At 71.7% G+C, this 11,549-nt stretch carries 10 protein-coding genes; 7 read left to right on the top strand and 3 right to left on the bottom strand.

All coding sequences use genetic code 11. From position 1 onward, the window contains the following. Positions 1-116 precede the first annotated feature (116 nt). The gene (locus ETD96_RS31295) at positions 117-1,025 is read left to right on the top strand and encodes an SDR family oxidoreductase (RefSeq protein ID WP_138640089.1); all 909 of its coding nucleotides are present in this window, start codon (positions 117-119) and stop codon (positions 1,023-1,025) included. Positions 1,026-1,078: 53 nt separating this feature from the next. Here the strand turns inward: ETD96_RS31295 and ETD96_RS31290 are convergent, their stop codons facing one another. Next, the gene (locus ETD96_RS31290) at positions 1,079-2,182 is read right to left on the bottom strand and encodes a phospholipase D-like domain-containing protein (RefSeq protein WP_138640088.1); all 1,104 of its coding nucleotides are present in this window, start codon (positions 2,180-2,182) and stop codon (positions 1,079-1,081) included. Between the two features lie 228 nt (positions 2,183-2,410). Here ETD96_RS31290 and ETD96_RS31285 point away from each other — a divergent pair, with 228 nt between their 5' ends. Next, positions 2,411-2,848 carry a DoxX family protein gene (locus tag ETD96_RS31285; RefSeq protein WP_138640087.1) on the top strand — a complete coding sequence of 146 codons (438 nt, stop codon included), beginning with the start codon at positions 2,411-2,413 and terminating at the stop codon, positions 2,846-2,848. Positions 2,849-2,901: 53 nt separating this feature from the next. Here ETD96_RS31285 and ETD96_RS31280 read toward each other — a convergent pair whose 3' ends face one another. Continuing rightward, complete coding sequence (locus ETD96_RS31280; protein WP_138640086.1) at positions 2,902-4,212, bottom strand: MFS transporter; 1,311 nt, start codon at positions 4,210-4,212, stop codon at positions 2,902-2,904. 81 nt (positions 4,213-4,293) lie between these two features. On the opposite strand from ETD96_RS31280, the gene ETD96_RS31275 reads away from it, so the two are divergent. The 4 genes from ETD96_RS31275 to ETD96_RS31260 all read left to right on the top strand — a co-directional run bounded on the left by ETD96_RS31275 (position 4,294) and on the right by ETD96_RS31260 (position 9,271). Then, positions 4,294-4,908: a TetR/AcrR family transcriptional regulator gene (locus tag ETD96_RS31275; protein ID WP_138640085.1), complete on the top strand. Its 615-nt coding sequence runs from the start codon at positions 4,294-4,296 to the stop codon at positions 4,906-4,908. A 96-nt stretch (positions 4,909-5,004) separates the two neighbouring features. Beyond that, positions 5,005-6,687, top strand: coding sequence for an AMP-binding protein (locus ETD96_RS31270; RefSeq protein ID WP_138640084.1), 1,683 nt, complete (start codon positions 5,005-5,007; stop codon positions 6,685-6,687). Then, complete coding sequence (locus ETD96_RS31265) at positions 6,684-8,327, top strand: AMP-binding protein (RefSeq protein WP_138640083.1); 1,644 nt, start codon at positions 6,684-6,686, stop codon at positions 8,325-8,327. The genes ETD96_RS31270 and ETD96_RS31265 overlap by 4 nt, the downstream gene beginning before the upstream one ends. Positions 8,328-8,401: 74 nt before the next feature. Next, a complete protein-coding gene (locus ETD96_RS31260) occupies positions 8,402-9,271 on the top strand; it encodes a helix-turn-helix transcriptional regulator (RefSeq protein ID WP_138640082.1) in 870 nt (289 codons plus the stop codon). Between the two features lie 447 nt (positions 9,272-9,718). Here ETD96_RS31260 and ETD96_RS31255 read toward each other — a convergent pair whose 3' ends face one another. Then, entirely contained in the window at positions 9,719-10,468 is a 750-nt protein-coding gene (locus ETD96_RS31255; protein ID WP_240808358.1) for an ABC transporter permease, read from the bottom strand. Positions 10,469-10,569: 101 nt separating this feature from the next. Here ETD96_RS31255 and ETD96_RS31250 point away from each other — a divergent pair, with 101 nt between their 5' ends. Next, a complete protein-coding gene (locus ETD96_RS31250; protein ID WP_138640080.1) occupies positions 10,570-11,406 on the top strand; it encodes a polysaccharide deacetylase family protein in 837 nt (278 codons plus the stop codon). Positions 11,407-11,549: the final 143 nt, after the last annotated feature.

The following is an 11,549-nucleotide window of genomic DNA, read 5'->3' as shown; positions in this document are numbered from 1 at the left end:
CCCCCACAATGACCCCCACCAGCGTCCTGTTTGGCGGACGGCTTCAGGGGTAGCCGCCACAGGCAGTGACGGGGGCCCTGCCCCTTCCATCGCAGACGCCCAGGGGGTTGCAGAACGTGCAGGACAACGGGAACGACCGCACGGAACCGCAGGTTCTCTCGGAGCCGGTGCCGCCGTACCCCAAGCAGCGGCAGCAGCCGCCCGGCAACGAGCAGGACGTCGAACTGAAGCCCCGCTACCAGGCGGAGCGCTACCGCGCGGCGGACAAGCTGCACGGCAAGGTCGCGCTGATCACGGGCGGCGACTCGGGCATCGGACGCGCGGTGGCGGTGCTCTACGCCCGCGAGGGCGCCGACGTCGCCATCGTGTACCTGCCGGAGGAGCAGCCGGACGCGGAGGAGACCCGCCGCGCCGTGGAGGCCGAAGGCCGCAAGTGCCTGCTGCTGCCCGGCGACCTCGCCGAGGCGTCGTTCTGCCACGACGCCGTCGAGCGGACGGTGCGTGAACTGGGCGACCTGAACATCCTGGTACAGAACTCCGCGCACCTGAACAGCCAGCTGGACCTCTCGCAACTCTCCTACGAGGACTGGGACCGGTCCTTCAAGGTGAACGTGTACTCGTACTTCCATCTCGTCCAGGCGGCGCGCCCGCACCTGAAGGCGGGCGACTCCATCATCGCGACCGCCTCGGAGGAGGCCCTCAAGGGCAGCGACACGATGATCGACTACGCGGCCAGCAAGGCCGCCCTCGTCAACTTCACCAAGTCGATCGCCTTCCATCTGGCCAAGGACGGCGTCCGCGCGAACGTGGTGGCCCCGGGCCCGACGTGGACCGTGCTCAACATCGCCGACCCGAACATGCCGGAGGAAGGGCTCGCGAACCTCGGCAGCGAGGGCCCGATGGGCCGCGTCGCGCAGCCGGAGGAGATGGCGCCGGCGTACGTGTACCTGGCGTCCGACGCCGACTCCAGCTACACGGTGGGCGAAATCCTCGCCGTAACCGGCGGCCTGACCACGACCCGCTGAACCCTTCGCCTCGTCCAGCAGTCGTCGCCTGCCGACCTCTCCCGTCCCGTCCTTCAGGCGGGGCGGGAGAGGTCGGTGGTGATTCGGGAGATCTCGTGGAGGGCGAATGCGGCTAGTTGGCGCTGGGCGGTCTCGGCGTCAGCGCGGGTCTCCTCCAGGTCGCCGAGGACGATGATGTTCTCGTCGTTCAGCGTCGTGGCGGGCGCGGTGTAGTTGAAGCTGCCGGCGATCACCAGGCGCTCGTCGATGACCATGAGCTTGTGGTGCACCTTCCGGACGCCGGTGCCCGGCTTGTTCTCGAACAACTGAACCCCGGCGGCCTTCAGCGGCTCGGTGGCGGCCCACGCCTGGGCGCCCTGGCCGTGGTCCAGCACGCCGCGGACGCGCGTCAGGGACGGCGCCAGCCTGATCATCGTGTCGTCGATGCCGGACGAGCGGGCGAAGGTGAACATCGCGAAGTCGACGCTCGACGCGGCCTTGAGCATCTGCTTCATGATCTCCATCTCGGGGCCGTGCCGCGGGGCGAACAGCGGCTTGACGCGGACCTGGCCCAGCCGGAACTCCGCCGGGCGCGGCTCCACGCGCTCGTGCATCGCGCCGAACGTCCCCGAGCGCATCCGGAGGAACTCCTCCAGGTAGAGCGCCGCCGCGCGGCGGCCCCGCAGGATCAGGACGTGGTTGAGGTTGTTGCCCGCCTTGCCGGCGGAGCCGCCCGCCGGGTTGGTGCCGGTGTCGGTGAGGGTGAAGTTCGCCGAGCCGGTCAGCACCGCGGCCGTCGGCTCGCCGGCGTCGCGCACGATGAACTTCTGGTGGAAGATCGCCGGGTTCAGGTCGGTGACGAGGTCCACGCCCGCGCGCAGCAGGGCCGCGTGGATGAGCCGGTTCTCCTCGTTGGCCCCGGCCGCCGCCCACGGATCCGCGGCCGGACGGTCCTCCCGCAGGTAGTCGCCCTCCAGGATGATCTGCACCCGCACACCGCGCGCCCGCGCCGCGAGGATCGCCTGCGCGATCGTCCGGGAGTCCAGTTCCTGCACCGCGACGCGCAGCGTGTGCCGGGCCTCGGTGACGAAGTCGCGGATCACCGCGTCCAGGTCGTCGGGGCCGCCGAGGACGGTAGGTCCCGCGTGGAGTTCGATACCGCCGATCCGGACAGCCATGACGCCCCCAGCCTCGCCGCCACCACTCCCCTACATTTCCCCACAATATGGGGCGATCTTCCAGAGGCAGCTTGACGGCTTCTGATGCGGGGTTACCCTGCCTGACCTGGGCTTATGTGGCCTCGAAAAAATCTTGAAGAAAAAACGAGCGGGATGTCGATCCGGTCGGGGTCCGTGCGACGCGTCAGTGAAGGCCGATGAGATGCACCACACGGAAGGACCACCGCCATGACCGCTCAGACCGCTCAGACCGTCCAGTCCCCGACCACCGCCGCCGCCGCTGTTGACGGTGGCTCGGTGCGCAAGGTGCTGTGGGTGCCGCAGGTGCTGCTCGCGGCGTTCCTGCTGATCGCGTCGGGGCTGCCGAAGCTGGTCGGGCAGGCCGACGCCGTGGAGACCTTCGATCTGATCGGGTGGGGCCAGTGGTTCCGCTACGTCACCGGGATCGTCGAGGTGTCGGGCGCGATCGGGCTGCTGGTGCCGCGCCTGGCCGGGCTGGCGGCGACCGGGCTGATCGGCCTGATGGCCGGCGCGATCACCACGCACCTGCTGGTCCTGGACCCGGCCTGGAGCCTGATGCCCGCCGCGTTCGCCGTCGTCTTCGCCGCGATCGCCTGGAACCGCCGCCACGACACCCGCGAGCTCCTGCACTCCCTCAAGCGCTGAGCAAAAGCACGGCGGACGACCCGAGGCCATCCGGCTCCGGGTCGTCCGCCGTTTCAGCGTCCGGTACGGAGGCGCAGGGTCAGCACGGTCGTGAGGGCGGTAGCCGTGGCCAAGGCGAAGGCCGTGCGCAGGCCGACGAGGCTGTAGTCGGACAAGGCCCACACAGTGGTCGCCAAGGCGGGCCCTAGGGAGAAGCCGAGTTGGCGGGCCAGGCTCTGCGCCGCTCCGGCCGTGCCCTGGAGGTCGGGTGGCGCGCTCGACATGAGCCTTGCGAACGTCGGGCCCGCGAAGAGCCCGGTGCCCGCGCCGACGACGGCCAGGCGCCAGCTCAGGTCGGCCGGGTGCCAGCCGGTGCCGAGGGGCACCAGCAGCAGGACGCCGGCGGCCGTGACCGCGGCTCCGAGGACGGCCGCGCGGTCCGTCCCCCAGCGGTCGCCGAGGACGCCGCCGACGGGGCCCGCCGCGACCATCGCCACGGGGAACGCCAGGATCGCCGCCGCGGTGGCGGACGGGGAGAGCCCCAGCGTCCGCTGGAGGTAGAACGGCGCGAGGAACTCGGTGAGCGAGATGACCAGGGCGTTCAGCATGATCGCCGCGACGGGCGCGGCCAGCGCCGGGACGCGGAGGAGGGCCCGGACGGGGTCGCTCGCCCTCGTCCGGCCCCAGAGGCAGAGGGGCGGGACGGCGCCGGCGGACAGGGCCAGCCACGCGATGCCGTGGCTCGCCGACAGGGAGAGGGAGAGCAGCAGCGTGACGCTCGCCGCGGCGAGGAGCGCCGTCTCGGACAGGAAGGCGCGGCCCGGGAGGCGGAGGGCGTCCGGCGGCAGGGTGGTCAGGGCGATGGCCGTGACGAGGACGCCGATCGGGATGTTGATGTAGAAGATCCACGGCCATCCCCAGGCTTGGACGATCACTCCGCCGAGCGGCGGGCCGCTCACGGCGCCCAGCGGGCCGAGCGTCATGACGAGCGCGCCCGCCCGTCCGGCCAGGTCGGGGCGGACGGCGCGGATCACGATCGTCGGGATCACCGCGAACAGCACCGCCGCGAAGGCGCCCTGCGCGACCCGGGACGCGACGAGCTGCGCGAGGGACGGCGCCAGCCCGGCGGCCAGGCTGCTCAGCGTGAAGCCGGCCACGGCGAGCAGCAGCGCCGCGCGCGGGCCGGTGCGGTCGAGCCACCGGCCGGCGGGGAGCGTGAGCGCGATCAGCGGCGCGAGGTAGCCGAGGACGACCCATTCGGCGGCGGACGTCCGCACCCCGAAGCCGCGTTCGAGCGACGGCAGCGCCACCGCGACGATGCTCGTGTCCAGTGTCGCCATGAAGACGACGAGGCCGCTGCCCGCGACCGGCCACCACTGCCGCATACATCCCCCTTAACTGCACATGATGTGAAGTTAAAAAGTACACAGCGCGTGCAGTTTCGACAAGGCTGGAATCATGGGGCCATGCCCAGGTCGATCGAGGAGCCGCGGAACGCGCGGAGCCGCCGTTCCCGGATGGCGCTGCTGCGGGCCGCCCGCGAGCTCGTCGAGGAGCGCGGCATGGCGGCGACGACGATGGCGGCCGTCGCCGAGCACGCCGGGGTGTCGCGGCGGGCCGTCTACCTGCACTTCGCGTCCCGCGCCGACCTGATCACCGAGCTGTTCGGCTACGTCAACGAGGTCGAGGACCTGGAGGGCCGGTTCGCGCCGATCAGCGAGGCGCCCGACGCGGTGTCGGCGCTGGAGGCGTTCGCGCACCGGCACGCCGACTTCATGGCGCGCATCCTGCAGGTGTCGCGGGCCGTCGAGCGGGAGGCGGGCAACGACCCGGACGCGGCGCGGCACTGGGAGGCGGCGCTGTACTGGCGGCTGGAGACCAACCGGGCGCTGATCCGCCGGCTGGACGAGGAGGGCGTCCTCGCCCCCGGCTGGACGGTCGACACCGCCACCGACATGCTGCTCGCGCTCATCTCCAACGGGGTCAGCGAGACGCTGCTCAACGAGCGCGGGTGGACGCCGGAGCAGATCGGCGAGCACATGGCGCGGTTGCTGCGGTCCACGTTCACGACGGGCGGGTAGGACGATCCCGACTACCCCCGTTCGGGGGTGGCGCGGGTCACCCGGATGGCCAACCATCCAGGTGACCGGGTGTCCGTGCGGCTACGAGGAGAGACCATGCCCGCAGTCGAGTTCCGCGCGGCGCGCGACTTCCTGCTCGCGCATCGCGACGACTACGCGACGGCGTACGAGAAGTTCCGCTGGCCGGTGCTGACCGGTTTCAACTGGGCGCTGGACTGGTTCGACAAGATCGCCGAGGGCAACGACGCGCCCGCGCTGTGGATCGTCGAGGAGGACGGCTCCGAGGCCAAGTACTCGTTCGCGCAGCTGTCGCGGCGGTCCAACCAGGTCGCGAACCTGCTGCGCCGGACGGGCGTGCGGCGCGGCGACCGGGTCATCCTGATGCTCGGCAACCAGGTCGAGCTGTGGGAGACCGTCCTCGCGGTGATGAAGCTCGGCGCGATCATGATCCCGTGCACGCCGCTGCTCGGCACGGCCGACCTGCAGGACCGGCTGACCCGCGGCAAGGCCCGGCACGTGGTGGTCGCCTCGGCCGACACCGGCAAGTTCGACGGCGTCGAGGGCGACTACACGAAGATCGCCGTGGGCGCGCCCGTCGAGGGCTGGACGGCGTACGCCGACGCCTACGAGGAGGGCGAGTCGTACACCCCGTACGGGCTGACGATGTCGCGGGACACGCTGCTGCTCTACTTCACGTCCGGGACGACGGCGCAGCCGAAGCTGGTGGAGCACACCCACGCGTCCTACCCGGCCGGGCACCTGTCGACGATGTACTGGATCGGGCTGCGGCCCGGGGACGTCCACCTCAACATCTCGTCGCCGGGCTGGGCGAAGCACGCGTGGAGCAACATCTTCGCGCCGTGGGACGCCGAGGCGTGCGTGTTCATCTTCAACTACACGCGGTTCGACGCCGACCGGCTGCTCGACACGATGGAGCGCTGCGGCATCACGAGCTTCTGCGCGCCGCCGACCGTGTGGCGGATGCTGATCCAGGCCGACCTCGGCCGCCTCGCGACGCCGCCGCGCGAGGTCGTCGCGGCCGGCGAGCCGCTGAACCCCGAGGTGATCGAGCGGGTGCGGGACGCCTGGGACCGGACGATCCGCGACGGCTTCGGGCAGACCGAGACGACCGTGCAGATCGCCAACACGCCGGGCCAGCCGGTCAAGCCGGGGTCGATGGGGCGCGCCGTGCCGGGCTACAAGGTGGCGCTGATCGACCCGCTGACCGGGGAGCCGGGCGACGAGGGCGAGATCTGCCTGGAACTGGAGGACCGCCCGCTCGGGCTGATGACCGGCTACCACGGCGACGAGGCCCGCACGGAAGAGGCCATGGCGGGCGGCTACTACCACACGGGCGACATCGGCTCCCGCGACGAGGACGGCTACATCACCTACGTCGGACGCGCCGACGACGTGTTCAAGGCGTCCGACTACAAGATCTCCCCGTTCGAGCTGGAGAGCGTGCTGATCGAGCACGAGGCGGTCGCGGAGGCGGCGGTCGTGCCGTCGCCCGACCCGGTCCGGGCGGCCGTGCCGAAGGCGTACGTGACGCTCGCGAACGGCTGGCAGCCGACCGCCGAGACCGCGAAGGCGATCTTCGAGCACAGCCGGGCGCAGCTGTCGCCGTACAAGCGGGTGCGGCTGCTGGAGTTCGCCGAGCTGCCGAAGACGATCTCCGGCAAGATCCGCCGGGTCGAGCTGCGGACCAGCGAGATCGACAAGCATCCCGGCCCGGACGACCGGCCGCCGGGCGAGTTCCGCGAGGAGGACCTGCGATGAACCTCTCCTACGCGTCGGGCGTATCGACCACCCCCCTGCTCGGTGACACCATCGGCGCGAACCTCGACAAGACGGTCGCCGCGTTCCCCGAACGGGACGCGCTGGTCGATCGCACTTCCGGCCGCCGCTGGACGTACGAGCAGTTCGCCGACGACGTGGAGGCCGTAGCGCTCGGCCTGCGCGACCTCGGCGTGGTCAAGGGCGACCGTGTCGGGATCTGGTCGCCGAACTGCGCCGAGTGGATGCTCGTCCAGTACGCGACGGCGAAACTGGGCGCGATCCTCGTCAACATCAACCCCGCCTACCGGGTGCACGAGCTGGAGTTCGTCCTCAACCAGGCGGGCATCCGGACGCTGGTGTCGGCGTCCACGTTCAAGACGTCCGACTACGCGGCGATGGTGGACGAGGTCAAGCCGAAGTGCCCCGCCCTCCGCGACGTCATCCTCATCGGCACCCCCGACTGGGACGGGCTCATGGAGGCGGGCCGGACGAGCGACCCGGCCGTCCTGGTCGACATCGCGCGGACGCTCACCGCCGACGACCCCATCAACATCCAGTACACGTCCGGGACGACGGGTTTCCCCAAGGGCGCGACGCTCTCGCACCACAACATCCTGAACAACGGCTACTTCGTCGGTGAGCTGTGCGGCTACGACGAAGAGGACCGCGTGTGCGTGCCCGTGCCCTTCTACCACTGCTTCGGCATGGTGATGGGGAACCTGGCGGCGACCAGCCACGGCGCGTGCGTCGTGATCCCGGCGCCGGCGTTCGACCCGAAGGCGACCCTCGAAGCGGTCGCCGCCGAGCGCTGCACGTCGCTGTACGGGGTGCCGACGATGTTCATCGCCGTCCTGAACGAGCCCTCGCTGGACGGCCTCGACCTGTCCACCCTCCGCACCGGGATCATGGCGGGGTCGCCGTGCCCGGTCGAGGTGATGAAGCAGGTCATCGAGCGGCTCGGGATGGGCGAGGTCGCGATCTGCTACGGCATGACGGAGACGTCGCCGGTGTCGACGCAGACCCGGGCGGGCGACTCCCTCGACCGCCGGGTGTCCACGGTCGGCACCGTGCTGCCGCATCTGGAAATCAAGATCATCGACCCGGAGACCGGCGTCACCGTCCCGCGCGGCGTGCCCGGCGAGTTCTGCACCCGCGGCTACTCGGTGATGCTCGGCTACTGGGAGGAGCCGGACAAGACGGCCGAGGCCATCGACGCGGCCCGCTGGATGCACACCGGCGACCTCGCCGTGATGGACGACGCCGGCTACGTCAACATCACCGGCCGGATCAAGGACATGGTCATCCGGGGCGGCGAGAACATCTACCCGCGCGAGATCGAGGAGTTCCTCTACACCCATCCCGACATCGTGGACGCGCAGGTCATCGGCGTCCCCGACGAGAAGTACGGCGAGGAGCTGATGGCCTGGGTGCGGCTGCGCGAGGGCGTGCCCGGGATGACGGCCGGGGAGCTGCGCGCGTTCTGCGAGGGCAAGCTGGCGCACTACAAGATCCCCCGCTACGTGCACGTCGTGGAGGAGTTCCCGATGACGGTCACCGGCAAGATCCGCAAGGTGCAGATGCGCGCGGAGGCCGTCGACATCCTCGGCCTGGAGGACGCCGCCACCGCGCGGCACGCCTGACCGCCTGCGGAAACCCCCGCGTTTCTCCGCGTCCGGCCTTTCGGGGCGAGGGTCGCTCAGGGCATGCTCGGAGCATGGATGCGGCTGAACCGGGGGCCTCGGGAGGGCGCGCCCCCCGAGGCGCGCGCGACGACGCGGGATCCGTCCGGTCGGCGGTGCTGTCCCTGCACCGCACGACCGGGCTGCCGATGGTGTTCGGCGGCGCCCTGAGCGGCCGGGACCGGCTGTGCATCACCGAGCTGGTCGGCAACACGACCGACTCGCTGAACGGCCTCGTCGTGCGGCGGGGCAACGGGCTCGGCGGCAAGGCGATGGCCCTCGGGCGTCCCGCCTGGGTGAGCAACTACCCGTGCTCGGCGGCCATCAGCCACGACTACGACAAGCCCGTGGGGCGGGAGGGGCTGCTGTCGATCGTCGCCGTCCCGATCGTCGTCCGGCGGCGGGTGCGCGGCGTCCTGTACGGCGCGCTCCGCGAACCGCTCGGCCTCGCCGACCGCATCGTGGGCGCCGCCGTCCAGGTCGCCCGCGACCTCGAACAGGACCTCGCCGTCCAGGACCGCGCCGACGACGCCCTCGCGCGGGCGCGACCCGGCACGTCGGCGGCGCGCTGGGAGGAGGTGCGGGCGGTCCACGCGGAGCTGCGGGCGCTGGCCGAGGAGGTCAGCGACCTGCCGACCCGCGACCGCCTGCGCCGGGCGTCGCTGCGGCTCGCCGCCGCCGGGCTGGACGACGCGGACGCCGCGCCGCGTCCCGTCCTGTCGCCGCGCGAGCTGGACGTCCTGTCGTACGTGGCGATCGGCTGCACGAACGCGGAGGCCGCCGAACGGCTCGGCCTGCTTCCGGAGACGGTGAAGAGCTACCTGCGCTCGGCGATGCGCAAGCTGGACAGCCACACCCGCCTGGAGGCCGTGACCGCCGCCCGCCGCGCCGGCCTGCTCCCGTAAGGCCGCCCTGCGCGGGGGGGGGGATGGACCCCGGCCGCCGCCACCGGATCGCGGTGGGACGGGCCGATGGGCCGGTGGGGCCGGTGAGAACCGCGGGGCCGCGCGGCTTCTCGGTGGATCGGCCCGGCGACGGGGTCAGCGCCGCGGGCGGCGACGCGGGCGTGTTCCAGCACAGATCGGCCCCCGTGGCGCACTGCCTGGACACTCGGTCACCACACGCCGGCTGCGCCGGGCCGTGATCGCACGGCCGTCCCGGCTCGAATCCGGCCGGGGACGTCCGGCCCCCGATATTGCACTGAAGACCGTAACACCTCTGGCGAACATGATTGTTCTTAGGCAAAGGGTTACGGCGATCGGGGCGGGACCGTTGCCAATTTATGCGGATGTATACCGGCAGCTCCCACCCCCACCTGCGGGAACTCACCGAGGACGTCCACCGCCCTGCCGTCAATGCCCGTGCGTCCGCCTCCCGTCCGCCGGGGCGACGGCGAACCGGCCCCTGGCCACCAGCTCCAGTGTGATCAGCACGGCGATCGACTCGATCGCCAGCAGCCCGATGAGGACGAGCAGCTGCACCGCGCCCGCCTGGACCGGGTCGGCGCCGCCGAGCAGCACCCCGACGAACGCGCCCGGCAGCGTGACCAGCCCGACCGTCCGGGTCTGGTCGAGGACGGGGAAGAGCGCGAGCGCCGCCGACGAGCGGCACACCTCCAGCGCGGCGTCGCGCGGCAGGAGCCCGAGCGCGAGGCCGCCCTCGTACTCGCCGCGGCGCGTCGCCAGCTCGTCCAGCGCGCGGCGGCCGGTGAGCCCGGTCGCCGACATGGCGCCGCCGATGAAGATCCCGGCGATCGGCAGCACCGACACCGTGCGGGCCGGGACGAGCGAGGTCGCCATCAGCAGCCCGAGCACGGGCCCGACGCCGCTGACGATCGGCAGCGCGGTCCACCAGCCGGGGCCGCGCCGCGACCGAGTGATGCGGCGGCCCGCCGTCACGACCGCGATCACCACCATCCCGGCGATGAACGCGGCCGTCAGCCCCGCGCTGCGCAGCACCGCCGCGATCAGCAGCGACACCGCCGTGAGCTGCACCGCCGCGCGCACCGAGACGACCAGCATGTCCCGGCCGAGACCGAGCCCGCCGACCCGGACCAGCACCGCCGCGACGGCCGCCAGCGACGCCAGCACGAAGGCCAGCAACGGACCGACCTCCGGGGTCGCACTCACCTGCCGCCCAAATGAGCCGATTGTGATCCCATAGCGACCCCCTACCCGGTTAAAACCTCGATAGCGTGGGACTTGTGGAGGTTGAGGAGTCAGGTGGGACATCCCGCCGCAAAGCGCTTCTGCTGCTGGGTGCCGCCGGGCTCGCCACGCTCGGTGCCGACGCCGCGCGGCCCTCGGGCTCCCGCGCCGCGGCCGCGCCCGCGGCGACGCCCCGCGCGCGGCCGGTGATCCATCCGACGCCGACCCCGACGCCGACGCCGACCCCCACGCCGCGGGCCGCGTCCTGGACGCCGGGCAAGCTCACCGCGCTGGAGAAGCCCGTCCGGGAGCTGTCGCAGCTGGCCCCGCCCGCGCCGCCGAAGTCGATCGCGCTGACCATCGACGACGGCCCGAACCCGACGTGGACGCCGAAGATGCTCGACCTGCTGGCCGAGCACGAGGTCCACGCGACGTTCTTCATCATCGGCGAGCAGGTGAAGGAGTATCCGAAGCTCACCCGCCGCATCGCCGACGCCGGGCACCAGATCTGCAACCACACCATGACGCACCCGATCGCCATCGCGAGCCTGCCGGAGAAGAGGGTCCGCAAGGAGATCGTCGAGGCGCACGACCGGATCGCGGACGTCACCGGCGTCGTCCCGCAGTTCTTCCGCTCGCCCGGCGGCGCCTGGTCGAAGACCGTCCTGGAACTGGTCGCCGAGCACGACATGCTCCCGATCGACTGGGCCGTCGACCCCCGCGACTGGGCCCGCCCCGGCGTGGGCCGCATCCGCCGCGCCCTGCTGAAGGGCCAGGAGAACAACATCGTCCTGTGCCACGACGGCGGCGGCGACCGCTCCCAGACCATCAAGGCCCTGCGGGACGCCATCCCGAAGCTGAAGAAGCGCGGCCTGACCTTCGTCGCCCTCTGACCGCGCGTCGCCCTCCGACCGCGCGTCGCCCTCCGACCGGGCGCTGCGCGGTCGGAGGGCGGACGGGTCCTAGCGAGCGGCCACCAAGTCTTCCGTGGCTGTCTCTTATACACAACTGACTCTGCCGACGACCGCGCAAGTTT

Source organism: Actinomadura geliboluensis, assembly GCF_005889745.1.
Taxonomy (GTDB): domain Bacteria; phylum Actinomycetota; class Actinomycetes; order Streptosporangiales; family Streptosporangiaceae; genus Spirillospora; species Spirillospora geliboluensis.
The sequence above is the reverse complement of the archived record's forward strand: the minus strand, read 5'-3'. Positions and strand labels throughout refer to the sequence as shown.